This is a genomic window from Maricaulis sp. (genome assembly GCF_048270265.1).
Lineage (GTDB): Bacteria > Pseudomonadota > Alphaproteobacteria > Caulobacterales > Maricaulaceae > Maricaulis.
On record NZ_JBLWTD010000001.1, the window covers coordinates 189,629 to 214,919 of the forward strand.

26 protein-coding genes are annotated in these 25,291 nt (G+C 63.2%); 11 read left to right on the forward strand and 15 right to left on the reverse strand.

From position 1 onward, the window contains the following. Window positions 1–72: 72 nt before the first annotated feature. Together ACN0YF_RS00935 and ACN0YF_RS00940 are read left to right on the forward strand one after the other, a co-directional pair. Window positions 73–483 (forward strand): NADH:ubiquinone oxidoreductase subunit NDUFA12, encoded by a 411-nt coding sequence (locus ACN0YF_RS00935; protein WP_417481486.1) that lies wholly within the window; start codon window positions 73–75, stop codon window positions 481–483. Window positions 484–539: 56 nt separating this feature from the next. Next, on the forward strand, window positions 540–992 hold the full coding sequence (locus ACN0YF_RS00940) for a DUF2155 domain-containing protein (protein WP_417492978.1): 453 nt from the start codon (window positions 540–542) through the stop codon (window positions 990–992). Here the strand turns inward: ACN0YF_RS00940 and aat are convergent. The 4 genes from aat to aroQ are packed head-to-tail and all read right to left on the reverse strand — an operon-like array spanning window position 959 to window position 3,950. Continuing rightward, window positions 959–1,609, reverse strand: a complete 651-nt coding sequence (gene aat / locus ACN0YF_RS00945; protein WP_417492979.1) for a leucyl/phenylalanyl-tRNA--protein transferase — start codon at window positions 1,607–1,609, stop codon at window positions 959–961. The genes ACN0YF_RS00940 and aat overlap by 34 nt on opposite strands. Before the next feature lie 15 nt (window positions 1,610–1,624). Beyond that, on the reverse strand, window positions 1,625–2,971 hold the full coding sequence (gene accC / locus ACN0YF_RS00950) for an acetyl-CoA carboxylase biotin carboxylase subunit (protein ID WP_417492980.1): 1,347 nt from the start codon (window positions 2,969–2,971) through the stop codon (window positions 1,625–1,627). A 28-nt stretch (window positions 2,972–2,999) separates the two neighbouring features. Continuing rightward, complete coding sequence (accB, locus tag ACN0YF_RS00955) at window positions 3,000–3,488, reverse strand: acetyl-CoA carboxylase biotin carboxyl carrier protein (protein WP_417492981.1); 489 nt, start codon at window positions 3,486–3,488, stop codon at window positions 3,000–3,002. A gap of 21 nt (window positions 3,489–3,509) precedes the next feature. Beyond that, window positions 3,510–3,950, reverse strand: coding sequence for a type II 3-dehydroquinate dehydratase (gene aroQ, locus ACN0YF_RS00960; RefSeq protein ID WP_417481481.1), 441 nt, complete (start codon window positions 3,948–3,950; stop codon window positions 3,510–3,512). Window positions 3,951–4,025: 75 nt separating this feature from the next. Between aroQ and thiS the strand changes: the two genes are divergently transcribed. Together thiS and ACN0YF_RS00970 are read left to right on the forward strand one after the other, a co-directional pair. Further along, on the forward strand, window positions 4,026–4,226 hold the full coding sequence (gene thiS, locus ACN0YF_RS00965; RefSeq protein ID WP_417470251.1) for a sulfur carrier protein ThiS: 201 nt from the start codon (window positions 4,026–4,028) through the stop codon (window positions 4,224–4,226). Beyond that, window positions 4,227–5,030, forward strand: coding sequence for a thiazole synthase (locus tag ACN0YF_RS00970; RefSeq protein WP_417492982.1), 804 nt, complete (start codon window positions 4,227–4,229; stop codon window positions 5,028–5,030). Between the two features lie 4 nt (window positions 5,031–5,034). On the opposite strand, the gene ACN0YF_RS00975 is transcribed toward ACN0YF_RS00970, so the two are convergent. Together ACN0YF_RS00975 and ACN0YF_RS00980 are read right to left on the reverse strand one after the other, a co-directional pair. Then, the gene (locus ACN0YF_RS00975; protein WP_417492983.1) at window positions 5,035–5,796 is read right to left on the reverse strand and encodes an ion channel; all 762 of its coding nucleotides are present in this window, start codon (window positions 5,794–5,796) and stop codon (window positions 5,035–5,037) included. Window positions 5,797–5,867: 71 nt separating this feature from the next. Then, window positions 5,868–6,611, reverse strand: a complete 744-nt coding sequence (locus ACN0YF_RS00980; RefSeq protein ID WP_417481478.1) for a DsbA family protein — start codon at window positions 6,609–6,611, stop codon at window positions 5,868–5,870. Between the two features lie 145 nt (window positions 6,612–6,756). Between ACN0YF_RS00980 and ACN0YF_RS00985 the strand changes: the two genes are divergently transcribed. Then, on the forward strand, window positions 6,757–7,320 hold the full coding sequence (locus ACN0YF_RS00985; RefSeq protein ID WP_417492984.1) for a manganese efflux pump MntP family protein: 564 nt from the start codon (window positions 6,757–6,759) through the stop codon (window positions 7,318–7,320). 3 nt (window positions 7,321–7,323) lie between these two features. Here ACN0YF_RS00985 and ACN0YF_RS00990 read toward each other — a convergent pair whose 3' ends face one another. Then, the gene (locus ACN0YF_RS00990) at window positions 7,324–7,785 is read right to left on the reverse strand and encodes a RidA family protein (RefSeq protein ID WP_417492985.1); all 462 of its coding nucleotides are present in this window, start codon (window positions 7,783–7,785) and stop codon (window positions 7,324–7,326) included. Between the two features lie 101 nt (window positions 7,786–7,886). Here ACN0YF_RS00990 and ACN0YF_RS00995 point away from each other — a divergent pair, with 101 nt between their 5' ends. After that, on the forward strand, window positions 7,887–8,789 hold the full coding sequence (locus ACN0YF_RS00995; RefSeq protein ID WP_417492986.1) for a serine aminopeptidase domain-containing protein: 903 nt from the start codon (window positions 7,887–7,889) through the stop codon (window positions 8,787–8,789). On the opposite strand, the gene ACN0YF_RS01000 is transcribed toward ACN0YF_RS00995, so the two are convergent. Next, window positions 8,725–10,023, reverse strand: a complete 1,299-nt coding sequence (locus ACN0YF_RS01000) for a DNA polymerase IV (protein WP_417492987.1) — start codon at window positions 10,021–10,023, stop codon at window positions 8,725–8,727. The two genes, ACN0YF_RS00995 and ACN0YF_RS01000, sit on opposite strands and share 65 nt — an antisense overlap. Next, on the reverse strand, window positions 10,020–10,925 hold the full coding sequence (locus ACN0YF_RS01005; RefSeq protein ID WP_417492988.1) for an ROK family protein: 906 nt from the start codon (window positions 10,923–10,925) through the stop codon (window positions 10,020–10,022). The genes ACN0YF_RS01000 and ACN0YF_RS01005 overlap by 4 nt, the downstream gene beginning before the upstream one ends. 191 nt (window positions 10,926–11,116) lie before the next feature. On the opposite strand from ACN0YF_RS01005, the gene ACN0YF_RS01010 reads away from it, so the two are divergent. Continuing rightward, entirely contained in the window at window positions 11,117–11,482 is a 366-nt protein-coding gene (locus ACN0YF_RS01010) for a response regulator (RefSeq protein WP_417470163.1), read from the forward strand. Window positions 11,483–11,493: 11 nt separating this feature from the next. Next, window positions 11,494–12,849 (forward strand): PleD family two-component system response regulator, encoded by a 1,356-nt coding sequence (locus ACN0YF_RS01015; protein ID WP_417481472.1) that lies wholly within the window; start codon window positions 11,494–11,496, stop codon window positions 12,847–12,849. 123 nt (window positions 12,850–12,972) lie between these two features. Here ACN0YF_RS01015 and rpmG read toward each other — a convergent pair whose 3' ends face one another. The 6 genes from rpmG to ACN0YF_RS01045 form a co-directional block, all read right to left on the reverse strand. After that, the gene (gene rpmG / locus ACN0YF_RS01020) at window positions 12,973–13,140 is read right to left on the reverse strand and encodes a 50S ribosomal protein L33 (RefSeq protein ID WP_417481471.1); all 168 of its coding nucleotides are present in this window, start codon (window positions 13,138–13,140) and stop codon (window positions 12,973–12,975) included. A gap of 83 nt (window positions 13,141–13,223) precedes the next feature. Next, a complete protein-coding gene (locus tag ACN0YF_RS01025) occupies window positions 13,224–14,402 on the reverse strand; it encodes an MFS transporter (protein ID WP_417492989.1) in 1,179 nt (392 codons plus the stop codon). A 57-nt stretch (window positions 14,403–14,459) separates the two neighbouring features. Further along, window positions 14,460–15,140 carry an NUDIX hydrolase gene (locus tag ACN0YF_RS01030; protein WP_417481469.1) on the reverse strand — a complete coding sequence of 227 codons (681 nt, stop codon included), beginning with the start codon at window positions 15,138–15,140 and terminating at the stop codon, window positions 14,460–14,462. Then, window positions 15,137–17,392: a ribonuclease R gene (rnr, locus tag ACN0YF_RS01035; RefSeq protein WP_417492990.1), complete on the reverse strand. Its 2,256-nt coding sequence runs from the start codon at window positions 17,390–17,392 to the stop codon at window positions 15,137–15,139. The genes ACN0YF_RS01030 and rnr overlap by 4 nt, the downstream gene beginning before the upstream one ends. A 5-nt stretch (window positions 17,393–17,397) precedes the next feature. Beyond that, window positions 17,398–20,094, reverse strand: a complete 2,697-nt coding sequence (gene topA, locus ACN0YF_RS01040) for a type I DNA topoisomerase (RefSeq protein WP_417492991.1) — start codon at window positions 20,092–20,094, stop codon at window positions 17,398–17,400. 119 nt (window positions 20,095–20,213) lie between these two features. Continuing rightward, window positions 20,214–21,521, reverse strand: coding sequence for a D-alanyl-D-alanine carboxypeptidase (locus tag ACN0YF_RS01045; protein WP_417492992.1), 1,308 nt, complete (start codon window positions 21,519–21,521; stop codon window positions 20,214–20,216). Between the two features lie 147 nt (window positions 21,522–21,668). On the opposite strand from ACN0YF_RS01045, the gene ACN0YF_RS01050 reads away from it, so the two are divergent. The 3 genes from ACN0YF_RS01050 (at window position 21,669) to clpA (ending at window position 25,240) form a co-directional block, all read left to right on the forward strand. Further along, complete coding sequence (locus tag ACN0YF_RS01050; RefSeq protein ID WP_417492993.1) at window positions 21,669–22,373, forward strand: phasin family protein; 705 nt, start codon at window positions 21,669–21,671, stop codon at window positions 22,371–22,373. Window positions 22,374–22,590: 217 nt separating this feature from the next. Further along, window positions 22,591–22,920 carry an ATP-dependent Clp protease adapter ClpS gene (clpS, locus tag ACN0YF_RS01055; RefSeq protein WP_339747267.1) on the forward strand — a complete coding sequence of 110 codons (330 nt, stop codon included), beginning with the start codon at window positions 22,591–22,593 and terminating at the stop codon, window positions 22,918–22,920. Window positions 22,921–22,924: 4 nt separating this feature from the next. After that, window positions 22,925–25,240 (forward strand): ATP-dependent Clp protease ATP-binding subunit ClpA, encoded by a 2,316-nt coding sequence (gene clpA, locus ACN0YF_RS01060; RefSeq protein WP_417481464.1) that lies wholly within the window; start codon window positions 22,925–22,927, stop codon window positions 25,238–25,240. Window positions 25,241–25,291 lie beyond the last annotated feature (51 nt).

The following is a 25,291-nucleotide window of genomic DNA, read 5'->3' on the forward strand; positions in this document are numbered from 1 at the left end:
ACTGGACCCGGACACGATGCGGAGGCATATACGGGGGAATTCCTCGCCCTGACCGACTCGGAGCCGCGCACCATGCTGGGTTTTATCTCCAAGATTTTCGTTTGGTGGAATGATGCCACGCCGGGCACCTTGCTGACGCTGTCGCGCCGGGGTGCCAAGAAGATTGGCGAGGATGATTACGGCAACCGCTATTTCGAAGAGAGTGGCGTCACCGGTCCGGACGGCAACAAGCGCCGCTGGGTGATCTACAAGGGCTATGCCGACGCCTCGCGCGTACCGTCTGACTGGCATGGCTGGCTGCACCACACATTCGATCTGCCGCCAACCGAAGCGCCGCTCAAGCGCCAAGTCTGGGAAAAGGATCACCATCCCAATCTCACCGGCACTGTCTATGCCTACCGCCCGAGCGGCAGTCTGGCTCTGCACGAGAAGCGGCAATCCTCCGCCGGTGACTACGAAGCTTGGTCGCCGGAATCGAACTAGTCGCCTGTGGGGCGAACCGCCTCGACAGCGCCATAATCCACGGGCAGTTTCGAGTCATGAAGCGTTTTCTTGCCACTCTCGTCATCGCCGCCTGCCTGCCGCTTGGCCTGCAGGCCCAGGACAGTGCGTCTGATATCGGATCCAGCCTGCGCGGCGATGATCCCGACAGCCGGCCGAACCAGGAACTCTCCAGCCGTCCAGGCTCGATCGTGGTCCTGCGCGGCCTCGACAAGGTGACGGCACGCACGCGTGATTTCGAAGTCAATATTGGCGAGAGCGTCGAGTTCGGTGCCCTGACCATCACGGCACAGTATTGCCGCAAGCGTCCTCCCGAAGAGACGCCTGAAACCTACGCCTTCCTGCAGATCATTGATCGCCGCACCGACGGTTTCGGCGTTGATATTGCGGGAGAGATGGTGTTTTCCGGCTGGATGTTCGCGTCACGCCCGGCTCAAAACCCGCTCGAGCACGCGATCTATGATGTCTGGGTGCTCGACTGCAGGGCCTGAGCCCCGCTGACACTTTCCGGCAGCGCGAAGAAATCCGCATCGAGATCCAGCGCTGAACGCAGGCGCGTCCGATAGGCGTCGCGGGCAATCGTGCGTGCTCCGAAATTTTCCAGATGATCGGTGGTGAACTGGGTGTCGAGCAGCTGATAGCCGCCCGTGTTGAGCCGTGCGATCAGGTGGACCAGCGCGACCTTGCTGGCATCGCGCTTCACCGAGAACATGCTCTCCCCGAAAAAGGCGCCGCCGAGCGAGACGCCATAGAGTCCGCCGGCCAGTTCGCCATCGGCCCAGCACTCGACACTGTGGGCGTGTCCCTTTTGGTGCAATTGGGTATAGAGGCCGAATATCCCGTCATTGATCCAGGTTTCCTCGCGGCCCGGTGCTGCCTGTGAACAGCCCGAGACCACGGCTTCGAAACAATGATTGACGGTGACCTGGTAGACGTCCTGGCGCACGGTGCGCCGCAGCCGGCGCGGCACGTGGAATTCATCGAGCGGCAGGATGCCGCGTTCGTCCGGGTCGAGCAGGTAGATGCGCGGATCGTCGCGGCCTTCGGCCATCGGGAAGACGCCGCGCGCATAGCAATCGAGCAACTCTGTCGACCCGAACCCGCGCATGACGCCCTGTCCCTTTTAGACCTCGCGGCTGGCCAGCCATTCCTCGAGCCAGCGGATATGGTAGTCGCCATTCACGAACTCCGGCTCCTCAAGCAGGTTGAGGAAGATCGGGATCGAGGTCTCGATCCCGCCGACGACCATTTCTTCCAGTGACCGGCGAAGCCGCAGCAGCGCCTCGGCGCGGGTGCGCCCGTGCACGATCAGCTTGCCGATCAGGCTGTCATAATAGGGCGGCACGGAATAGCCCGTGTAGAGCGCCGAATCGAGCCGCACACCGAGCCCGCCCGGAGCGTGGAAATCAGTGATCTTGCCGGGCGAGGGCGCGAAGGTGCGGGGGTTTTCCGCATTGATCCGGCACTCGATGGCATGGCCTTCAAACTTGATGTCTTCCTGGCGGATATCGAGATGGGCGCCGTCGGCGACGCGGATCTGTTCGCGTACCAGGTCGATACCGGTGATCATTTCGGTCACGGGATGCTCGACCTGCAGGCGGGTATTCATCTCGATGAAGTAGAATTCGCCATTCTCGTAGAGGAATTCGATCGTGCCGACGCCGCGATAGCCGATCACTTCGATCGCCTTGCGCACAGTCTCGCCGATCGTGGCGCGCTCTTCGGCCGTCAGGGCCGGTGAGGGCGCTTCTTCCAGGATTTTCTGATGGCGGCGCTGCAGCGAGCAATCGCGCTCGCCCAGATGCACGACATTGCCGTGTGTGTCGGCCAGGATCTGGATTTCGATATGGCGCGGGCGGCCGAGATATTTTTCCAGATAGATGGTGCCATCACCGAAGGCTGCCGCGGCTTCCGCCGAGGCGGTCTCCATGGCTTCCTGCAGTTTCTGTTCGTTTTCCGCGACCTTCATGCCGCGTCCGCCGCCGCCGGAAGCGGCCTTGACCAGCACGGGATAGCCGATGCCCGAGGCGATTTCCTTGGCTTCCGCGATATCGGAAACGCCGCCTTCAGAGCCGGGGACAACCGGAATTCCGGCCTCCATCACGGCCTTCTTGGCGGTGATCTTGTCGCCCATCATGCGGATATGTGCCGGCGTCGGTCCGATAAAGGTCAGGTCATGGGCCTCGACGATCTCGGCGAAACGGGCATTTTCCGACAGGAAGCCATAGCCGGGATGGATCGCCTGGGCGCCGGTCACCTCGGCCGCCGCGATGATCGCAGGGATGTTGAGATAGCTCTTGGCCGCCGAAGCGGGGCCGACACAGACGCTTTCATCGGCGAGGCGCACATGCATGGCATTGGCGTCCGCTTCCGAATGGATCGCGACGGTGCGAATTCCCATTTCACGGCACGCCCGGTGAATGCGAAGGGCGATTTCGCCGCGATTGGCGATCAGGATTTTATCGAACATGTTTGGCGCTCGCGGAAAGGGGTGAGCGTTAGATCAGGATGAAGAGCGGCTCGCCGTATTCGACCGGCTGGCCTTCTTCGACGAGAATTTCCGAGATCTTGCCTGATTTGTCCGCCACGATCGGGTTGAAGGTTTTCATCGCTTCGATCAACAGGATGGTGTCACCCTTTTTGACCGTGTCGCCGACCTTGACGAAATTGTCAGCGTCCGGATTCGGCTTGAGATAGGCGGTGCCCACCATCGGCGAATTGACGACGCCCGGATGGGCGCTGAGATCGCCGGCTCCGGTGACGGGGCCTGGCGTCTCGACGGCGAAGCCGGCGGCGGCAGGCTCGACCGGGGCCGGTGCGGCGACGGCCTGCACCACTTGCGCGGCCTGCAGCTGCCGGGCGATGCGCAGGCGAAGATCGCCGCGCTCAACCTCGATTTCAGACAGATCGGTCTCGCGCAGGATATCGGCGAGCTCGCGCACGATTTCAGGGTCGATGGGCGAACGGCTTCGGGTCTCAGAACTCATGATTTGGGCCTTTTGGATCCGTCAGTGATTCAGGCAATGCAGGGCTGCGTCGATTCCCAGCAGATAACTTGCCAGACCAAGTCCGGTAATACTGCCCCTGGCAGCAGAGGCAACGAAGGAATGATGCCGGAATGTTTCCCGGGCGGCTGTCTGGCTCAAGTGAACTTCAATGACCGGGGGTTCTATCGCGCGAACCGCGTCATGCAAAGCCACAGATGTATGTGTGTATGCACCGGGGTTGAAGATCACCGCGCTGGCATTGACGTTTGCGTCATGCAGCCAGTCGACCAGCACGCCCTCATGGTTGGACTGGCGGAACTCGATCGTCTGGCCGAGCTTGCCGGCATGGGCGCTGCAGGCCGCGGCGATGTCGTCGAGCGTCATCGCGCCATAGATTTCCGGCTCGCGGGTGCCCAGGAGATTCAGGTTCGGTCCGTTGAGGATGTAGATCGGTTTCGTCATGGCCTTGCCTTACAGCCCGCATCAGTTCTACGACGTCAGCCATTGAACATACAAGCGGGGTGAGTGGAAGCCGTGTTGCAGCTGACAGTCAATGGCGAGGTCCGGAGTATCGCGCCGGGCAGCCGTGTCGCCGACCTGGTGCGTGAGCTCGGGCTGGACGGGCGCAAGATCGCCGTCGAGCGCAATCTGGAAATCGTGCCGCGCTCGCGCTATCCGCTCGACGAGCTGGCACAGGACGACCGAATCGAAATCGTGGCCTTTGTGGGCGGTGGATAAATGGAAGACGGATCAATCATGACGCAGGCCCTGCAGGACAAACCGCTGGTGGTCGCCGGCCGCACTTTCTCATCGCGCCTGATCATCGGCACCGGCAAATATGCCAGCTATGAGCAGAACGCCCGTGCACTCGAAGCCTCCGGCGCTGAGATGATCACCGTCGCGATCCGGCGCGTGAACCTGTCCAATCCCGACGAGCCGCGCCTGGTCGATTTCATCGATCCGAAGGCATATGTCTTCCTGCCCAATACGGCGGGTTGCTTTACCGGCGAGGATGCCGTGCGCACCCTGCGTCTGGCGCGCGAGGCCGGCGGCTGGAACCTGGTGAAGCTGGAAGTTCTCTCTGATCCGAAACACCTCTATCCCGACATGGTCGAGACGCTCCGCGCTGCCGAGCTGCTGATCAAGGACGGGTTTGACGTCATGGTCTATTGCTCGGACGATCCGGTCTTCGCGAAAAAGCTCGAAGAGATCGGTTGCTGTGCGATCATGCCGCTCGGCGCGCCGATCGGCTCCGGGCTGGGGATCCAGAACCCGGTCAATATCCGCCTGATCATCGAACAATCCTCAGTGCCGGTGATTGTCGATGCCGGCGTTGGCACGGCGTCCGACGCGACGGTGGCGATGGAGCTCGGCTGCGATGGTGTGCTGATGAATACCGCCATCGCCGAAGCGAAAGACCCGGTCCTGATGGCCTCGGCGATGAAGCATGCCGTTATCGCCGGCCGGCAATCCTATCTCGCCGGCCGCATGCCGAAAAAGCGCTATGCTGACCCGTCCAGCCCGCTGTCCGGCCTGATCTGACCCGTCAGCTGCTGCCGTCGGTCCTGATACGGATGGTGGCGCCGCAATGCTTGCAATGCACGGCGTCGGCGTCGTGCAGCATCAGGCCGCAGGTCTGGCATTCCTGACGCACCTTGGTGGGCCGGAACAGAACCTGCGCCAGGCGCAGGAACAGCGTCACCCCGATAATCATGACGCCGACCGAGAGCAGGCGCCCGCCCGTGCCTTCCAGCGTAATGTCGCCAAAACCGGTCGTCGTCAGCGTGGTGACCGTGAAGTAGAAGGCGTCGGCATAATTGCGGATATCGTCATTCTTGCCGTACTGCAGGGCGTAGATCAGCCCGGTCGTGACGAAGAGGAAGACCATCAGGTTCAGTGACGCCAGCAGGACTTCCTCATGGCTGCGGAAATAGGCGAAGTCGGCACGCAGCCGCTTCAGCAATTGATAGCTGTGCAGCAGGCGCAGCGTCCGCAGGATGCGCAGGAATCCGAGACCTTCCCCGGCAATTGGCGCGAGGAAGGATGCGATGGCGACGATGTCGGCCCAAGTCGTCAGGCGCAGGAAGAGTCTGCGGCGCTTTGTTTCAATGGCCAGACGCGCGATGAAATCCGCGAGGATCACCGCGCCGAGCACCATGTCGATGATCTCGATCGTCAGCGTATGCGTGAAAAATGAGGTCGCGACCACATACAGCGTGGTCGCGACATCGAACGCCAGCAGGCCATAGCGAAACCGGTGCGCCGCATCGGAATGGCCGTCATAGAGGTCTCTGATCCTGGACAGCACTGGCTTGCCTCCCGTTTCGGGCGATCAGGCGATGATTCCCGGAAGCCCATCCAGCGCTTTCGCGTCCGCTATCAGCCGCCGAGCCCGGTCTGCAGGGCCGCTTCCAGCGCCATCTCATTGGCGCCGGCCACGACGACACCATCAACGATGAAGAAGGGGGTGCCGGACACGTCGAGCGCCTGGCCCAGGGCCCGCACATCGAGGATGTGGTTCATGATGGACTCGTCTTCCATGTCGGCACGCATGCGCTCGACATCCACGCCGGCGAGGGCGGCGAGCTGGTCGATCCGGGTCGCCGGCAGCGGGCCGGAGGCATTGATCATCGAGCGGTGAAACAGTTCATAGATTTCCGGGCCCTGATTGAGGGCAGCCAGTGCGGCGCGCGAGGCCTCGAGTGAATCGGGGCCGAGGATGGGGTATTCCTTGAAGATGAACTGGACGCGATCGCCATAGCGCTCATTGACATCGCTGACCCATTCATTGGCGACGCGGCAATAGGAGCATTTGTAGTCCATGAATTCGACGATGGTGACGTCCGGCTCGGTACCGCCGAAGCGCGGGTCGCGCTCATCGCTATAAATGGCGTCGGCATTGCGCTCGATCGCGGCATAGACAGATTCCATTTCACGCGCCTGGGCGCGGCGCTGCAGTTCGATCAGGGCCTCTTCGATGATTTCAGGGTGTTCCAGGATATAGGCCCGGACAATCTCGCCGACCTCTTCGCGAGAGCGCTCATTGAGCTGCGCATCGGCGGGTGCCTGCTGGCATCCGAACAGGAGGGTGGCGGCGGCAATGATCGCAAACAGGCGCAGCATGGGACAAATCCTTTTTCTCGTCCCGTCTTCTCTAGCCGAGAGCGGCGAGCGGGACGAGGGGCGAGGTGCAGATTTCTCCGGGCCGGCAGCGCTCGTCCGCCATGTCGGCTTGCCGGGCCAGCGCTGGTCACGCTAAGCAGCGCCGATGTTGAATCCTTTCGCGCTCATCCTCACCAGCTTTTCTCTCTCGACGGATGCCTTTGCCGCCGCCCTGGCGCGTGGAGCGGCGACACCGCAGGCCCGCATGATCGATGCGCTTCGAATTGGCCTGGTGTTCGGTGTGGCCGAGGGCCTGATGTGCCTGATGGGGTGGGGGGTCGCGATCGCGCTCGCCGATATCGTCATGGCGATCGATCACTGGATCGCGCTGGTCCTGCTGTCGGTGATTGGCGGCCGCATGATCCGCGAGGGCCTGTCCGCGCCCGATGAGGCCGCCCCGGTCCGGCGCCGGACGCTTCTGGGCACGGTGGTGACCGCTATTGGGACCAGTATCGATTCGGCGGCTGTCGGTATTGCCCTGGCCCTGGCCGGCGGCTCGGTCTGGGCTGCCCTGGCGATCGGGCTGGCCTCCTTCGCGATGAGTTCGGTTGGCTATTATGCGGGGCCGCATCTCGGCGCCCGGCTGGGACGTCATGCCGAGCTGGCCGGCGGTCTCATCCTGATCGCGATCGGTGTGTCGATCTTCGTCAGCCACATGACCGCCGGCTGAGCCTCAGGCGATCACGAACACGCCATCAATCTCGACGGCCGCACCCAGCGGCAGGACCGGACATGAGACGGCCGAACGCGCATGACGTCCGGCATCGCCGAACACCTCGACCATCAGGTCGGAACAGCCATTGATCACCTTGGGAATGTCGGTGAAGCCCGGCGCTGCAGCGACGAAACCGCCAAGTTTCACGACGCGTTTCAGCCGCGACAGATCCCCGCCACAAGCGGCCTTGAGCTGGGCGATCAGATTGATGGCGCACAGGCGCGCGGCGGCCTGGCCGGCCTCGACATCCATGTCCAGGCCCAGCGTGCCCTTGATCAGCCCGTCGGCCCCCATCGAGACCTGGCCGGAGACATAGACTTGGTCTCCCGTGCGCACGAAGGGCACGTAATTGGCGACTGGTGCGGCCGGGTCGGGCAGGGTGATGCCCAGTTCGGTGAGGCGGGTTTCGAAGGTGGACATGGGGACTCCCTTGGTTTTCCGTCGCGAGATTAGCGGTGTAACAGCGCCGTGCAACCGGCATGACTTGACTTGACGTGCGCGTCATCGGGCAAGGTGTATCCATGACCATCAGGATCAATGAAACCGATCTCCGTTTTGATGCCCGCGACGGCTATTCGCTGGCGGGCCTCGTCATTGCGCCGGAGACGCCGAAAGCCGCTGTGCTGATCTCGTCGGGCACCGGTTTTCCCAAGGAGCTCTACCGCCGCATGGCGCGTCAGGGCGCGGCCATGGGTTATGCCTGTCTGCTCTATGACTATCGCGGCATTGGCGCTTCCGCGCCCTCGCAGATGAAAGGCTTCCAGGCCGATATTGTCGATTGGGGCCGGCAGGACTTCGCAGCCGCGCTGGATCGGGCGCAGGCACTGGCGCCGGACGCGCCCGTCTTCACACTCGGGCACTCGGTGGGCGCGCATTTGCCGGGCTTTGCCGACAACGGGCTTCTCCCGGCGGCGCATGCGATGATCTGTGCCGGGACCGGGTATTGGGGCGCGCACGAGGCCAGCTACAAGCCGACCGCGCTGTTTTTCTGGCTCGCCTACGGACCGGCCTGCCTGGCCCTGAAGGGCTATCTTCCTGCCGGAGGCGCCTGGGGTGGTCTGGCCTTGCCGCGAGGCGTGTTCGAACAATGGCGCCGCTGGGCCTTCAAGCCGGGCTATTTCGGCGACGAGCTCGATATGCTGGGGCCGCACTGCTTCGACCGCATCACCGCGCCGGTCACCGACTGGACCTTTGCCGATGACACGCTGTCGAGCCGGCGTGCCGCAGAGGATTTCCTGGCGATCTACTCGGCGGCTGACAAACGGCTGCTGCGGCTGGAGCCCGGCGAGGTCGGGGCCGGCAAGGTCGGTCATTTCGGGGCGTTCAAACCGGCAGCACAGGGTTTCTGGCCACTGCCCTTCAACTGGTTCGATCAGGTTTTACAGGGGCCGGCTTCGGGCGCGTCTTCAACGCCCGCCCCTTGACCACGGCATCGCCGCCAAACTTGGCCCGCGCCTTGTCCATGGCGCGCTCGGCGGTCGCCCGGCGAATGGCATTCGGGTCGAGCAGATCGCCGCTATCGCCGAGATGCGGTTGCAGCCCGGAAAAGCCGATCCCGATCAGGCGATAGTGGGTGCCGTCGGCTTCAGGTTTCAGCAATTCGCGGCCGACCTTGAACAGGGTATCGGCCAGCTGGCTGGGCTCATTGAGGGTGCGGCGCCGGGTGCGGCTGCGGAAGTCGGCACTCTTCAGTTTCAGCGTGATCACCGACCCGGAAATCGCCTTGGCCTTCATCTGGTCGGCGACCTTGACGCATTGGCGCCAGAGCTGATCTTCCAGCGTTTTCAGCTCGCTGAGGTCGGCATTGAAGGTGGTTTCCGAGGACACGCTCTTGCGCTCGCTTTCCGGCTCGACCTTGCGGTGATCCTCGCCGCGCGCCAGCCGCGCCAGGCGATAGCCGAAATCGCCATAGCGTTTGGCCATCTCCTTGTCGCTGTGGCGGCGGATATCATTGAGCGTACGCAAGCCGTCACGTTCCAGCTTTGCGGCAAAGGCCGGCCCGACGCCATAGATCGAGCGCACGGGGCGCGGCCCGAGAAAATCCATCGCCTCCCCCTCGCCGATCACGGCGAAGCCATCCGGCTTGTCGAGGTCGGAGGCGGTCTTGGCGAGGAATTTGTTGAAGGAGAGGCCGACCGAGACCGTGATCCCGACCTGTTCATGGATCCGCCGTTGCAGCCGGAGCAGTGTCAGTACGGGCGGGGCGCCATGCAGGCGGGTGGTGCCGGTCAGGTCGAGAAAGGCCTCGTCGATCGAGAGCGGTTCCACCAGAGGCGTAACATCGCGCATCATCTCGCGAATGCGGCCGCCCTCGCGGGCATATTTGGCGTGGTCGCCACCTATCACGACGGCGTCGGGACAGGCTTTCAATGCCTTGAACATCGGCATCGCCGAATGCACGCCATACATGCGCGCCACATAGCAGCAGGTCGAGACCACACCGCGTTGACGCCCGCCTATGATAACCGGCTTGTCGGCCAGCTCCGGATTGTCGCGTTTCTCGACGGCGGCATAGAAGGCGTCGCAATCGATATGGGCGATGGAGAGCGTGCCGAGTTCGGGATGGAACAGATGCCGGTGGGAGCCGCAGGTCGGGCAGGCATCGACCGGTTTCGGCAGCGGTGCGAGGCAGGCGCGGCAATAGCCCGGGCCGCTCATTTCGCCTCCGCCGGCCATAGCCAGGCCGCGCCGCGCACCCCGGAACTGTCGCCATGCCGGTGCGTGACAATGCGGGTGCGCACGACATCGGAGAACAGGAAATCAGGCAGGCGCGCCGTGACACGCTCCGCCAGGCCCGGAGCATTCGACACGCCGCCGCCGAGCACGACTACATCGGCATCGAGAATGTTGAGCACGCTGGCAATGCCGCGCGCCAGCCGGTCGCTGTGGAGGGTGACGCTGCTGCGGGCCGCTGCATCACCAGCCTCGGCCGCGGCAAAGATCGCGGCGGCGTCGAGTTCGCCGCCATTGCGGCTGGCGTGATCGCGCGCCAGTCCGGGGCCGGACAGCCAGGTTTCCAGGCAGCCCGACTGGCCGCACCAGCAGGCCGCCGCCGGACGATCTGATTCGTCTGGCCAGGGCAGGGGGTTGTGCCCCCATTCGCCGGCAATGCCCTGGGCGCCGTGCAACAGTTTTCCGTCTATTGCGATGCCGCCGCCGACGCCGGTTCCAAGGATGATGCCGAAGACAATCTTCGCGCCTTCCCCGGCCCCGTCAGCGGCTTCGGAGAGGGTAAAGCAGTCGGCATCATTGGCCAGGCGCACGGGGCGTCCGAGCGTGGCCTCGATATCCCGGGCAAAGGGCTGGTCATTGAGCCAGGTCGAATTGGCGTTGCGCATCAAGCCCGTGGCCGGGCTGATCGAGCCGGGATGGCCAATCCCGACCGGATTGCCGCGGCCAAATTCGCGTTCGATCGCCGTCACCAGCCCGGCAATCGCTTCCAGACAGTCAGGATAGGTCTGCGGCGCCGGCACGCGCCGGCGTTCCGTGATCGCACCGTCCGCGTCCATCGCGACGGCCTCGATTTTGGTGCCGCCCAGATCGATACCGATTCGAATCATGTTTTCGCCGCTTTCCGCTGCCGATATAGTGGCAAGTCAGTTATTTGTTCTTATCTTGTTCCTTTTGGCGATGAAAGTGGGCTCTGACTCATTGTTGGTTAAGGAAGATCGGGTTTAGTGCGGGTGGGGTTCAACAGGCGCGTTACAAGCGCTCAAACAACGGGAAGCGCGTCATCGACATGCTGCAAGTCATGCCCAAAAAGGTGCTGATTGTCGAAGACAACGAGTTGAACATGAAGCTGTTCAACGATCTGCTCGAGGCTCATGGCTATGAGACCCTGCAGACCAAGGACGGATTCAAGGCCATGGAGATGGCCCGTGAACACGTGCCCGATCTCATCCTGATGGATATTCAATTGCCGGAAGTCTCCGGCCTTGAAGTCACCAAATGGCTGAAGGATGACGAGACGCTTTGCTCCATCCCGATCGTGGCAGTCACTGCGTTCGCGATGAAGGGGGATGAGGAGCGGATTCGCCAGGGAGGCTGCGAGGCCTATCTTTCGAAACCGATCACGGTCACCACCTTTATCGAGACTGTCCGCCAGTTTCTCGACTAGGGGTTGACGCGATGAGCGCACGTATCCTGGTCGTTGACGATCAACCCGCCAACGTCCGTTTGCTCGAGGCCAAGCTGCAGGCCGAGTATTTCGACGTCTGCACCGCGGTCGACGGCTTTGCCGCCATCGAGGTGGCCAAGGCCGAACAGCCCGATCTCATCCTGCTTGATGTCATGATGCCCGGCATGGACGGGTATGAGACCTGCCGCCTGCTCAAGGACGAGCCGCGGACCCGGCATATCCCGGTTGTGATGGTGACGGCGCTGGATCAGCGCGATGACCGGATCCGCGGTCTGGAATCGGGCGCCGATGATTTCCTGACCAAACCGATTGATGACGTCACACTGTTTGCCCGCGTTCGCAGCTTGCTGCGCCTGAAGACCGTGCTCGATGAATTGCGACACCGCGAATCCAGCGATGCGCTCAGCCATGTCATGGCCGAGCCGATCGGCGAGGGTGAGTCGGTGTCCCAGGCCGTTGTCATCAGCGCCGATTCGCGGGCCGCCACCCGCTATGCGGCCGCGATGCCGGCCCAGGTTCGCACCCAGGTCGAGACCGAGCCCGCCAAGGGGATCGAGGCGGCGCGCGGACAGGTCGACCTTCTGGTCATTGATCTGACCTCGCCCGGCTTCGACGGTCTGCGGCTGTGTGCCCGGATCCGTTCGGATGCCGCGACGCGGCAATTGCCCATCATCGCTGTCGTCAATCCGGGGGATGTCCCCACGGCAGTGCGTGCGCTCGATCTTGGCGTGAATGATATCATTCACCGGCCGGTCGATGCCGGCGAGATGATGGCGCGTGCGACGACCCAACTGCGCCGCAAGCGCTATGCCGACCGTCTGCGCAGCCAGCTCGATGAGAGCCTGGAAATGGCGATTACCGATCCGCTGACCGGTCTGCACAATCGCCGCTATATCGCCTCGCGCCTGCACCAGGCGATCGAGAGCTCCAATCACGGCGGCGCGCCGGTCTCGCTGTTGATCGCCGATATCGACCATTTCAAGAGCATCAATGACCATTTCGGCCATGAGGGCGGCGATTATGTGCTGCGCGGTTTTGCCGAGCGCCTCTTGCGCGATCTGCGCGCGCTCGATCTGGCAGCGCGCTATGGCGGCGAGGAATTCGTGATTGTCATGCCCGGAGCGGGTCTCGCAGAGGCCAAGGCGGCTTCTGAGCGCTTGCGGGCGTCGATCGCGTCGGAACCCTTCCGGGTGGGCGATGGCCGTTCGACGCCGGTCACGGTCAGCATCGGCTGTGCCCAGGCGCTCGATGGCGAGAGTGCGGAATCGCTGCTGCGCCGCGCCGATGAAGCGCTCTACACCGCCAAGGGCGAGGGCCGTAACCGCGTCGAGGCTGCCGCGGCCTGATCCGGCCCAGCCGATTCACAAATTCAGGGAGTTTCGCGCCAGGCAGGTAGCGGACACACGAAGAAGGCCGCAGCTTGCGCTGCGGCCTGATCTACGTTTGGCAAGTGAGACGGAAAAGCCGTCTTACTTGATCTTGCCTTCTTTGAAATCGACGTGCTTGCGGGCAACCGGGTCGTACTTTTTCAGCACGAGCTTCTCGGTCATGGTGCGCGCGTTCTTCTTGGTCACGTAGAAATAACCAGTGTCAGCCGTGGAGTTCAGGCGGATCTTGATGGTTGTAGGTTTCGCCATGTCTCGGTCGTCCTGATGCTACGCGCGTGTCCGGCCCCATGCCGTCGCGAGAGCGCGCGAACATACGCAAGGCGCAGCAGGTGTCAACTCCTGCGCGCCGCTTTCCGATGCGTTAGGGCGAGGAAGAGCAGATAGGCGCCGGCGGTGATCGCGAGCACGACCAGCAGTCCGGATGGACCGAACCCGTCCATCGCCACACCAGCCGCCGGTGGCGAGAGCAGGGAGCCCAGGCCATAGGCGAAGATAAAGGCCGCGTTGGCCGCTGCGATCCGTCCGCCGGTGAAGCGTTCACCAAGCAGGGACAGGCCGACCGTGTACAGGCCGCTCGCGACGCCGGACTGGATGAAGAGAATCGGGATCAGCAGCCCGAGACTGGTACCGGCGAGGCCGATCAGGACCGGGCCCAGGGTCGCGATGGCGGCGATGGCGAGCAGTGTGACGCGCCGCCCGGTACGGTCGGCAATCCAGCCGAGCGGGATCTGGAATACCAGCACACCCATCGCGACGGCGAGCACCATCATGCCGATGGAGACCGGATCGAGGGAAATGCGGTCGGCATAGACGGGCAGCATAGAGAAGGTCAGGGTCTCGATCGCGCCGAAGGCCAGGCCCGCCAGGATGGCCGCAGGCGCCGATTTCGCTGCGTCGATGATCGCATCCATCGAAGCATCCTCGCGCGCCGGGGCGACCGCCTGAGGGCTGTTGAGCAGCGCAACGGGCCCGATGCCGAGCAGGAAGACGCCACTGGCGAGGTAGAAGGGCAGGTCGCCGGCGGTGCTGAAGGCTGCGAACATCAGTCCGCCAATCCCGAAACCACCGGCCAGGGCAGTGCCGTAGACGCCGAGCATGAAGGCGCGGCGTTGCGGTGTCACGATCTGGTTGATCCAGGTTTCCGAGATGACAAAGACGACAGTGATGAAACAGCCGACCGCAAAGCGCAGGATGAACCAGGGCGTCACCGCCGGCATGAGCGGAAACAGCGCAAACAGGGCTGCGGCCGCGATCAACACGCCGATCAACAGGATGCGCGCCGGCGCCAGTGCCATCAGACGGGGGACAAGCGGCGCTATCGCCAGTGTCGACAGGGCGAGGGCGGCGCCATTGAGCCCGACCACGAGGCCGGAACCCGTCATATGCTCAAGCCGCAATGAAATCAGCGGCATGGAGAGGCCGAACACGATGCCGCACACCGCCGCGCAGCTGATGGCAGCGAGCAGGGCGCGGTTATTGGCAAATTGCGGAGCGGTCAGAAAGGAAAACATGACGGAGCTATACGCAGCGCCGCGAGCGGCGTCAGCGTCTGTCTGCAGACCGGTGGATCACAAAGGTTCGACGGCCATCCTGCCGCGTACGTCGCGTATCCAGCGAGTGGGCTGGGGCGAGGGCGGCAGGACGCGTTCCAGCTCGTCGAGCACGAAATGCGTCACCATGGGCAGATCCAGCGTGCGGGTCTGTGTCAGCGGCACCCATTGCACATCCTCAAGCTCATCGCTCGGCTTGGGTGGGCGGTCATCGCACAGGGCGCTGGCATCGGCGGTGAAGAACCAGGTATCGAAACGCCGTGATCGGCCAGGCGGCGTGACGGCGCGGGTAATCAGGCGCAGCGGCGAGAGGTCGGGCACCACGCCGGAGGCGCGGAACGGCGCCCAGTTATTGTGACGGGAGCGGATCGAACCCTCGCGGGCGATCAGGAGGCCGGTCTCTTCCGCGGTTTCGCGCACCGCTGCCATGGCCGCAGCGCGTGCGCGGCGCTCCGGCAGGATGCGGGTCATGGTCGCGAACACATCCTCGGCTAGGTCTTCGGCGACCGGGGCTGTCAGATCGGCCCGATCAACGCGGCCGCCGGGGAAGACATATTTGTTCGGCATGAAGACGTGGCGGGCCGAGCGGCGCCCCATCAGGACTTCGGTATTGCCACGTTCGCCGCGCGTCAGGATCAGTGAGGCCGCAAGGCGCGGCCGCAAGGCCTTGATGGCAGGCTTGCGCGTTTCGTCATTCATCGACGCTTGCCCTTCTTCCAGGGGCGGCCACCTGTGCGGCCGCCGGACGGGGCGCCACGTCCCGTACCGCGTTTGGGACGCGGGCCAGGTTCTGCGTCGGTGACCATGTCCAGCAGCAGGCCGCCGGTGATCGGGGTCGCTTCCTCGATGCGCACCGTGACGAGCATGCCGAGGCGATAGCGGCCGCCGGTCTGCTCGCCGATCAGGGCGTGGGCGCGCTCATCATGCACGAAACGCTCTTCGCCGAGCCGGCTGATCGGCACCAGCCCGTCGGCGCCTGTGGCGGCGAGGCGGACAAAGGCACCAAAGCGCGTCACGCCGGTGATGCGCCCGGGGAATTCCCCGCCGACATGATCGGCCAGATAGAGCGCGACGAAACGGTCAACAGCATCGCGTTCGGCGGCCATGGCGCGCCGTTCCGAGCGGGTGATCTCCTCGGCAATCGAGTTCAGCCGGCTGCGTTCCTCGTCGCTTTGCCCGTCATTGCCCAGATTGAGGGCACGGATCAGGGCGCGGTGGACGGTGAGGTCGGCATAGCGCCGGATCGGCGAGGTGAAGTGGGCATAGCGCTGCAGGTGCAGGCCGAAATGGCCCTGGTTGACGGTGTGATAGACCGCCTGAGACTGGCTGCGCAGAACGACCTCATTGACGGTCTCATAATGCTCGCCGCCCTTGGCCTGTTTGAGCAGTTGATTGAAACGGCTGGTCGCGATCTTGTCGCCGCGGGTCCATTTCAAACCGACATTGGGCAGATAATCCGCCAGCGCATCGATCTTTTCGCGGGAAGGCTCTTCATGCACCCGGTAGATCAGGGGCACGCGCCTTTCCTCGAGCGTTTCCGCCGCGCAGACATTTGCCTGGATCATGCATTCCTCGATCAGGCGGTGGGCGTCGAAACGCTCACGCAGCTCGATCCCGGTCACCTTGCCGTCAGGGCCGACACGGACACGCCTTTCAGGCGAATCGATCTCGAGCGGTTCGCGTTTGGCGCGTGCGATGCACAGCACCGCATAGGCGCTCCACAGTGGCCGCAGCACGGTGTCGAGCAGGGCATTCGCCTTGTCATCACCATTGCCGTCAATCGCCGCCTGCGCGTCATTGTAGGAGAGCTTGGCGGCGGACTTCATCCAGCCGCGCAGGAATTTATGGCTCTTCTTGTTGCCATAGCGGTCGAACACCATGCGCACCGCAAGACAGGGGCGTTCCTCGCCTTCGCGCAGCGAGCACAGATCGTTGGACAGGCGTTCGGGCAGCATCGGCACGACGCGGTCGGGCAGATAAACCGAATTGCCGCGCTTGAAGGCGCCGCGATCGAGTTCGCTGCCGGGCGTCACATAGGCGGCGACATCGGCGATCGCGACCATCACGATCCAGCCACCCTCATTCTTCGGATCGGTGTCGGCGGCGGCCCAGACGGCATCGTCATGGTCCTTGGCGTCTTCCGGGTCGATCGTCAGCAGGGGCAGGTCGCGCAGATCCTCACGGCCTTGCGGCTTCGCTGCCGCCACAGAGTCGGATTCGCGCATTTCCTTGTCGGAAAAGCCCATCGGCACGCCGTGGGAGTGCAGGGCGATGACGCTGCCGGCACCGGGCGAGTCCACATCGCCGAGCACTTCGAGAATGGTGGCGGTCTTCAGCCCGTTGCGGCGTTCCTTGGCGAGTTCGCACAGCACCAGATCGCCATCATTGGCCTTGTCGGATTCGCCCTTGGCCGGGACCAGTTCATGGCGTGAGCGGCGGTCGACCGGGATCAGGCGGTAGGGGCCCTTGGCGGGCTTGCGCAGAACGCAGAGAATCTTCTGGACGGAATGCCCGAGCTTGCGGATCAGGCGCGCTTCATAGCCGCCCTCATCATCCGGAGTGAGACGCACCAGCGCCTTGTCGCCAACGCCGAGCGCAGCATCGCCCCGCCCGCCGGCACCTTCGCCGGGCGCGAGCCGGATCAGCGGAAGATCGCCATTGGCGCGCGGGGGCTGGGCGAGCAATTCGCCATCGATATCGCGGCCGGTAATCTCGACGACGCAGACCGGCGGCAATTCGCCGGCGAGGGCGTAGTTGCGCTGCTCGTCGCGGCGGATCACACCTTCCGCTTCAAGGCCGCCCAGGGCCTGTCTGAGCAGGCTCTTCTGTTCGCCGGTCTTGAGGCCAAGAGCGCGGGCAAGGCCGCGCTTGTCGAGACTGCCGGCGCCGCGCTTGATGGCCTCGATCAGGGTTTCCCGGTTGAAGCCGGAAGGTTTTTCGTTCTCGCTCACCGCGATTAATCCGCCTTTCCGGCAGCTGGTTTCTTCGCCGCGGGTTTCTTCGCGGCCGGTTTCTTGGCCGGGGCCTTCTTCGCAGCAGGCTTCTTGGCGGGCGCTTTCTTGGCCGCGCCGTCAGCATCAGCTGCCGCAGCCTTGGCTGGCGCCTTTTTCTTGGCCGGAGCCTTCTTCTTTGCTGCCGGTTTCTTGGCCGCCGGCTTCTTCTTCGGCTTGGCACCCTTGGCGGCACGGGCCTCGACCCATTCCATCGCCTGCTCGACCGTCACCGTTTCCGGATCGGTGCCTTTGGGCAGGGTGGCGTTGATCTTCTCATACTTCACATAGGGACCGAAACGGCCGCTCATGATCCGCAATGGCTTGCCGTCATGCTCCCCGAGATCCTTCAGCGTCGTGGCGGAGTTCTGACGTCCGCCACCGGCCTTCTTGTCGGCCAGTACGGCGACAGCACGGTTCAGTCCGATATCGAACACATCCTCGACATTGGGGATGTTCGCATAGGTCTTGCCGTGGTGAACATAGGGGCCGTAGCGGCCGATATTCGAGGTGATCAGCTCGCCGTCTTCCGGGTGCGCGCCAATGGTGCGCGGCAGGGCGATCAACTTGATCGCCTGTTCGTCGGTCAGCGTTTGCGGATCCCAGCCCTTGGGGATGGACGCGCGCTTGGGCTTGTCGCCTTCATTCTCGCCGGGGATTTCGAGATACCAGCCGAAACGGCCATTCTTGAGCATGATCATCGAGCCGGTGACCGGATCGACCGTGATCTCGCGATCACTATCGCCGGCCCCTTCATCGGTCGGGCTCATCTGGCGCGTGAATTTGCAGTCCGGATGGTTGGAGCAGCCCAGGAAGGCGCCAAACTTGCCGAGCCGCAGGCTCAGCGTGCCTTCGCCGCAGGACGGGCACAGGCGCGGATCGCTGCCGTCTTCCTTTTCCGGGAAGATATGCGGTGCCAGCGCATCATTGAGCGCATCGAGTACAGCGGTGATGCGCAGCTCGCCGATATCATCGATGGCTGCCCGGAAATCGGTCCAGAAGTCGCGCAGCAATTGCTTCCAGTCGAGCTCGCCGGCCGAGACCTTGTCGAGCTGGGTCTCCAGAGCGGCGGTGAAATCATACTCGACATAGCGCGCGAAAAAATTCTCGAGGAAGGCGGTGACGACCCGGCCCTTGTCCTCGGGATAGAAGCGGTTCTTCTCGAGGCGGACATATTCACGGGCCGACAGGACCTGCAGCGTCGAGGCATAGGTCGAGGGACGGCCAATGCCGAGCTCTTCCATGCGCTTGACCAGCGAGGCTTCGGTGAAGCGCGGCGGCGGCTGGGTGAAATGCTGGTCCGCATAGGTCTTGGCGATGCCGACATCGCGGCCGGCGACGAGCTTGGGCAGACGGGCTTCGGCCTCGTCTTCCTCGTCATCCGTGCCTTCCTGGTAGAGCGCGAGGAAACCGTCGAACAACAGCACCGAGCCGACCGCACGCAGGGCGGTTTTCTGGTCGGCGCTGGTGATGTCGACCGTGGTGCGCTCGAAGCGGGCACTCTCCATCTGGCTGGCCATGGCACGGCGCCAGATCAGCTGGTAGAGGCGGGCCATATCACTGTCGAGATGCAGGCTCTCGGGCAGGCGCGAAAAACTGGTCGGGCGGATGGCTTCGTGAGCCTCCTGGGCGTTCTTTGCCTTGGTCGAATAGACGCGCGGGGCCGATGGCACGTAGAGCGCGCCGTGTTCCCTGGCGATCACGTCGCGCGCCTGATTGATGGCGCTGCCATCCATCGAGACGCCGTCGGTCCGCATATAGGTGATCAGGCCGGTGGTTTCGCCGCCGAGATTGACGCCTTCATAGAGTTTCTGCGCCGTCTGCATGGTGCGCGTTGCCGAGAAACCGAGCTTGCGCGCCGCTTCCTGCTGCAGGGTCGAGGTGGTGAAGGGCGGCGGCGGATTGCGACGGGTCGGCTTGGCCTCGACGGCGCTGATGGTGAAGCTGGACGCGTCGATCGCTGCGACGGCCGCATTGGCCATGGCGCGGTCCTTGAGCGACATCTTCTGCAGCTTCTTGCCGTCATAGGTGACGAGGCGGGCGCGGAAGGAGTCGCTGCCCGAGGCAATATCGGCATCGACCGACCAGTATTCCTCGGAGCGGAACTTCTCGATCTCCAGTTCCCGGTCACAGATCAGACGCAGGCAGACGGACTGCACACGGCCGGCCGAGCGTGAGCCCGGCAGCTTGCGCCACAGCACGGGCGACAGGGTGAAGCCCACAAGATAGTCGAGCGCCCGGCGTGCCAGATAGGCATTGACCAGTTCCATATCGACGGCGCGCGGATGCGCCATGGCGTCGAGCACGGCCTGTTTGGTGATGGCGTTGAAGGCCACGCGCTCGATCTTCACATCCTTGAGGACGCGGCGCTTGGTCAGCGCCTCGAGCAAATGCCAGGAAATGGCTTCCCCCTCGCGATCCGGGTCAGTCGCGAGGATCAGACGGTCAGAGTCCTTGAGCGCATCGGCGATCGCCTTGACGCGCTTGGCCGAGGCCGGGTCGACCTCCCACATCATCGCAAAATCTTCGTCCGGTTTGACCGAGCCATCCTTGGCCGGCAAATCGCGCACATGGCCGAAACTGGCCAGCACGATATAGTCCGAGCCGAGATACTTATTGATGGTCTTGGCTTTGGCAGGGGATTCTACGACGACAACATTCATCGGGTTCATTTCCGGGGCGGGATGAGGGTGACCAGGCTGCGGTCAAGGCGCCGGAAAGTGTGCGAGCAGGCAGGCTAAGTCAACCGACAGGCGGTTTTTGCCCTGCAGGAATTATGAAATCAGCGACCGGGCGCGACCGTGTAGCAGGGCTCGTTGCGGGCACTGAGCTCGGCGCAGGCATGTGCCGCTTCGTCCGCCGTCAATGATTCGAAACGGGCGCGCCACAGACGGTTTCCACCGATATCGACCGAGCGTGCCGCCGGCTGGGCCAGGGCCAGGATCGGTGAGACTGGCGTGACGCGATCGAGGCGTTCACGGGCCGCGGCAGCAGAGTTATAGGCCCCGACCTGGACAGACCAGGCGCCGCGCAGGAGCGGGGCGTCCGGGGCTGCCGGTCTGGATGCGGGCACGATGTCAGCCAGTTCGGAACTCTCGTCGGCGAGGATGATGCGCAGCGGCGGTGCGGCCTGGGCCGAGCCCATTTCCGTCGGCGGCGCCAGATCAAGCGCCGCGACATCCATGGCGATCAGGGCCTGTTGCCGGATCGGGCTGATGCGCGGTGAGGAGAGGGCCGCGAACAGGCGGCGGTCGTCGCGCTGTTCCAGCGTCGAGAAGGCAGCGTCGAGCAATTCCTCGGCATGGGCGTCACGCGACGCGGCGGTCGGACCGCCCATGACAACGGCGATCAGCCGGTGCTCGCCACGCTGGGCCGAAACCACGACATTGAAACCGGAGGCGCGGATATAGCCGGTCTTCAGGCCGTCAACACCCTCGACACGGCCGACAAGCGTGTTGTGGTTGCGATAGGTGCGGCCATCCCAGACGAAGGTGGTCTCGTCGAAATAGTGAAAATGCTGCGGAAAATCGCGTTGCAGCGCGATGGCGAGCCGGGCCATGTCGCGGGCCGTGGTCACCTGGCGGCTATTGGGAAGGCCGGAGGCATTGCGGAAGGTCGTGCCGGGCAGGCCGAGCTCGCGGGCCTTGGCCGTCATCGCCGTGGCAAAGCCGGTTTCGGTGCCGCCAAGGCGTTCGCCGACAGCTACCGCGACATCATTGGCGCTGCGGATTACCAGGGCGCGGATCGCGTCCTCGACGGAGATGGTCGAACCGATCGCCAGATCGAGCCTCGAGGGCGGAGCATTGGCTGCGTGGGCCGAAATCCGGATCTGGTCCTGAATGCCGATCTCACCGCTCTCCAGTGCGTCGAACAGCATGTAGAGCGTCATCATCTTCGTCAGGGAGGCCGGGTAGCGCGTGGCTTCCGACTGGCGCGAGTGCAGAACGACACCGGTATTCTGGTCAACGACGAAGGCGGCATAGCGCGACGTGTCGGCGTGCGCCGGCGCGTGCAGGGCCAGCGCGGACAATGCGAGCATCAGGGCCGCAGCCAGTCGGGGAAAGCGCGAGATCATTGCGCCAGTTTCCATCGCGCGAGGTTTCCACTCGGTTAAGCGACCTCGGCGCCCGGGAAATAAAATGCTGCACTGCACAAAATACCGCTTGACCCGCCCAGGTGCGAGGATTAGATATGTTGCGACTGCGAAGAGCCAATGCAGCAAAACAAGAAGCGAACCATGACCGATATCAACGTCAAATCAACCGAAGCCCCCGTAATCGCTGCTGCAGCGAATACGTCGGCGGATGTTGCAGCCGCGCCGAAAGCCGCGAAGCGGGCTGTCATCGCTAAAACTGCGGCTCCTGCGAAGCCCCTGGCCGTCAAGCCAGCGGCGCGCACCAAGCCTGCTGCGAAGAAGCAGGCCGCCAAGACAAAAATCGCCGCCAGCAAACCCGCTGCGCCCGCGAAACGGAAACCGGCCGCCAGCAAGCCCGCTGCGAAGGCCCAGATGAAAACGAGCAAGACCATGAACGCCACCATTGAATCGATGACCACCGCGACCAACGACACCATCAAGCAGGGTCTGGAAAAGACGCTGAGCGCCGTCAATGAAGCCACCGCCTTCAACAAGGATACCGTTGAAGCCGTGATCGCTTCCGCGACCGTGACCGGCAAGGGCCTTGAGGCCGTTGGCACCAATGCCGCTGCCTACGCCAAGACGGCGATGGAAGAGGGCGTTGCCGCCACGAAGGCGCTGTCTTCGGCCAAATCTCTCCAGGAGCTTTTCGAGATCCAGTCCAACTACGCCAAGTCGGCCATGGGCAGCTATCTCGCCGAACTCAACAAGACCACCGAGCTTTTCTCGGGTCTGGTCGCTGAAGGCGCGAAGCCGCTGAACACCCGCTTCGCCGCCGTTGCCGAGCTGGCTCAGTCGCAGCGCTAATCGCCGCAGACTGACAATTTTCTCCCCGCCTGGGCCCGGTGTTCTGCACCGGGCCCTTTCTTTTTGCCCTTCGCATCCCCAGATCGATTGGGTCGCAAAGAGAATCGCGGACACAATCAAATACCGGTTTGCTGACGGCAAACCCTTCCCACGGGCTCTGACAAAGCCTATTCTTGGCCGTAAATCGCTCTGACTGTCTTTCGAATCTGATTTTAATATGACCGAACGAAAACAAGATGATGCAGGGAATGAGGAGGAGCATGGGCTCGCTCTGAAGACCCGGCCGGCGACCAAGAAACCTTCGCTTTACCGTGTTCTGCTACTCAATGATGACTATACGCCAATGGAGTTTGTCGTAGAGGTCCTGGTCCGGATCTTTCGCAAATCCCCCGAAGATGCAGCGACGATCATGCTGCATGTCCACCAGACCGGTGTCGGAATGTGCGGCGTGTACACATATGAGGTTGCCGAAACAAAGGTGGCCCAGGTCATGGATGCCGCACGCCGAGCTCAACATCCGCTCCAGTGCACGATGGAAAAGGAATAGAGTGGTGCCCTCATTTTCAGCCGATCTGGAAGACAGCCTTCATCGCGCCCTGGGTTATGCCAATGAGCGTGGACATGAATTCGCGACACTCGAACATCTTCTGCTTTCCCTCGTCGACGATGGCGATGCCAATGCGGTGATGAAGGCGTGTGACGTCGATCTCGATGAGTTGCGCTCCACCCTGGTCGAATATGTCGATAACGAACTCTCCGAGCTTGTGGTCGATGACGAGGAAGACGCCAAGCCCACCGCCGGTTTCCAGCGCGTCATCCAGCGCGCCGTGATCCACGTCCAGAATGCCGGCCGCGAGGAGGTCACGGGCGCCAATGTGCTTGTGGCGCTGTTCGCCGAGCGCGAAAGCCATGCCGCCTATTTCCTCGCCGAACGCGACATGACCCGCTACGACGCGGTGAATTTCATCTCGCACGGAATCGGGCGCAAACCTGGCGCCACCGAGCAGAAAGTGGTTCGCGGTGCCGAGGAGGCCGAAGAGCCGCGCAAGGATGGCGACGCGCTGACGGCCTATTGCGTCAATCTCAACGAGAAGGCGAAAGCCGGCAAGGTTGATCCGTTGATCGGCCGCGACGCCGAAGTCGAGCGCTGTATCCAGGTGCTCGCCCGCCGCCGCAAGAATAACCCGCTCCTGGTCGGTGATCCCGGCGTTGGCAAGACCGCCATTGCCGAAGGTATTGCCCGCAAGATCGTCGAGCATGAAGTTCCCGACGTCCTGGCCAATGCGACGATCTATTCGCTCGATATGGGCGCGCTCCTGGCGGGCACGCGCTATCGCGGCGATTTCGAGGAACGCATCAAGCAAGTGGTCAAGGAACTCGAGGAGACCGAGGATTCGGTGCTCTTCATCGACGAGATCCACACCGTGATCGGTGCCGGCGCCACTTCAGGCGGCGCCATGGATGCGTCCAACCTGCTGAAGCCGGCCCTGCAATCGGGCGGTCTGCGTTGCATGGGTTCGACCACCTACAAGGAATATCGTCTGCATTTCGAGAAGGACCGGGCGCTGGCCCGCCGCTTCCAGAAGATTGACGTCGCCGAGCCATCCGTGCCGGACACCATCAAGATCCTGCAGGGGCTGAAATCCTATTTCGAGGAATTTCACGATGTCCGCTTTACCAATGATGCGCTGAAGACGGCCGTTGAATTGTCGGCGCGCTATATGGGTGACCGCAAATTGCCCGACAAGGCGATTGACGTCATCGACGAGGCCGGGGCGCAAATGCGCCTGATGCCGACGTCGAAGCGCAAGAAGACGATTGGCGTCAAGGAAGTGGAAGGCGTGGTTGCGACCATGGCCCGCATCCCGCCGAAATCCGTCTCCAAGGACGATACCCAGGCTCTGAAAACCCTGCCGGTCGATCTCGGACGGGTGGTGTTTGGCCAGCAGGCAGCCATCGACCGTCTCTCGACGGCGATCAAACTGTCCCGCGCCGGTCTGCGTGAGCCCAACAAGCCGATCGGCAGCTATCTCTTCTCCGGCCCGACGGGCGTCGGCAAGACGGAAGTAACCAAGCAGCTGGCTGACATTCTCGGCGTCGAGCTGTTGCGCTTCGACATGTCGGAATACATGGAACGCCATGCCGTCTCGCGTCTGATTGGTGCGCCTCCGGGCTATGTCGGCTTTGACCAGGGCGGCCTGCTCACTGACAGCGTCGACCAGCATCCGCATTGCGTGCTGCTGCTCGATGAAATTGAGAAGGCACATCCGGATCTGTTCAATATCCTGCTGCAGGTGATGGATAACGGCACGCTGACCGACAGCAATGGCAAGAAAGTCGACTTCCGCAATGTCATCCTGGTGATGACGACCAATGCGGGTGCCGCGGATGCCGCCAAGGAAGCGATCGGCTTCGGGCGTGGCAAGAAGGATGACGAGGCCGACAAGGCCGTCGAACGCCTGTTCACGCCGGAATTCCGCAACCGTCTCGACGCGATCATTCCCTTCGCGCCGCTCGGGCCGGAATCGATCAGCCGTGTCGTCGAGAAATTCGTACTGCAGCTGGAAGCCCAGCTCACCGATCGCGGCGTGACCTTCGAACTGACCCCGGACGCGACCGCCTGGCTTGCCGAGCGCGGCTATGACAGCCGCTTCGGTGCCCGCCCACTCGGCCGCGTCATCCAGGAGCATATCAAGAAGCCCCTGGCCGACGAGATCCTGTTCGGCGAACTCGCCAAGGGTGGCTTGGTCAAGGTCGATATCGATCCGGCCGATGACAGCCGGCTCGACTTCCACATCACCCCGGGTGACCGCTTGCTGCCACGCAACGCGAAGGCCGGGAAAAAGGGCAAGAAGGAAGCGGTCTAGGCTTCAGACTTTCCCTCGACAGAACAGAAAGCGGCGCTCCCACGGGGCGCC

Bases quoted from the DNA above. Each gene is read 5' to 3' on its own strand.
- ACN0YF_RS00935 (WP_417481486.1), top strand. From the start codon at position 73: ATGCTGGGTTTTATCTCCAAGATTTTCGTTTGGTGGAATGATGCCACG.
- ACN0YF_RS00940 (WP_417492978.1), top strand. From the start codon at position 540: ATGAAGCGTTTTCTTGCCACTCTCGTCATCGCCGCCTGCCTGCCGCTT.
- aat (WP_417492979.1), bottom strand. From the start codon at position 1,609: ATGCGCGGGTTCGGGTCGACAGAGTTGCTCGATTGCTATGCGCGCGGC.
- accC (WP_417492980.1), bottom strand. From the start codon at position 2,971: ATGTTCGATAAAATCCTGATCGCCAATCGCGGCGAAATCGCCCTTCGC.
- accB (WP_417492981.1), bottom strand. From the start codon at position 3,488: ATGAGTTCTGAGACCCGAAGCCGTTCGCCCATCGACCCTGAAATCGTG.
- aroQ (WP_417481481.1), bottom strand. From the start codon at position 3,950: ATGACGAAACCGATCTACATCCTCAACGGACCGAACCTGAATCTCCTG.
- ACN0YF_RS00970 (WP_417492982.1), top strand. From the start codon at position 4,227: ATGGAAGACGGATCAATCATGACGCAGGCCCTGCAGGACAAACCGCTG.
- ACN0YF_RS00980 (WP_417481478.1), bottom strand. From the start codon at position 6,611: ATGCTGCGCCTGTTTGCGATCATTGCCGCCGCCACCCTCCTGTTCGGA.
- ACN0YF_RS00985 (WP_417492984.1), top strand. From the start codon at position 6,757: ATGTTGAATCCTTTCGCGCTCATCCTCACCAGCTTTTCTCTCTCGACG.
- ACN0YF_RS00990 (WP_417492985.1), bottom strand. From the start codon at position 7,785: ATGTCCACCTTCGAAACCCGCCTCACCGAACTGGGCATCACCCTGCCC.
- ACN0YF_RS00995 (WP_417492986.1), top strand. From the start codon at position 7,887: ATGACCATCAGGATCAATGAAACCGATCTCCGTTTTGATGCCCGCGAC.
- ACN0YF_RS01000 (WP_417492987.1), bottom strand. From the start codon at position 10,023: ATGAGCGGCCCGGGCTATTGCCGCGCCTGCCTCGCACCGCTGCCGAAA.
- ACN0YF_RS01005 (WP_417492988.1), bottom strand. From the start codon at position 10,925: ATGATTCGAATCGGTATCGATCTGGGCGGCACCAAAATCGAGGCCGTC.
- ACN0YF_RS01010 (WP_417470163.1), top strand. From the start codon at position 11,117: ATGCCCAAAAAGGTGCTGATTGTCGAAGACAACGAGTTGAACATGAAG.
- ACN0YF_RS01015 (WP_417481472.1), top strand. From the start codon at position 11,494: ATGAGCGCACGTATCCTGGTCGTTGACGATCAACCCGCCAACGTCCGT.
- rpmG (WP_417481471.1), bottom strand. From the start codon at position 13,140: ATGGCGAAACCTACAACCATCAAGATCCGCCTGAACTCCACGGCTGAC.
- ACN0YF_RS01025 (WP_417492989.1), bottom strand. From the start codon at position 14,402: ATGTTTTCCTTTCTGACCGCTCCGCAATTTGCCAATAACCGCGCCCTG.
- ACN0YF_RS01030 (WP_417481469.1), bottom strand. From the start codon at position 15,140: ATGAATGACGAAACGCGCAAGCCTGCCATCAAGGCCTTGCGGCCGCGC.
- topA (WP_417492991.1), bottom strand. From the start codon at position 20,094: ATGAATGTTGTCGTCGTAGAATCCCCTGCCAAAGCCAAGACCATCAAT.
- ACN0YF_RS01045 (WP_417492992.1), bottom strand. From the start codon at position 21,521: ATGGAAACTGGCGCAATGATCTCGCGCTTTCCCCGACTGGCTGCGGCC.
- ACN0YF_RS01050 (WP_417492993.1), top strand. From the start codon at position 21,669: ATGACCGATATCAACGTCAAATCAACCGAAGCCCCCGTAATCGCTGCT.
- clpS (WP_339747267.1), top strand. From the start codon at position 22,591: ATGACCGAACGAAAACAAGATGATGCAGGGAATGAGGAGGAGCATGGG.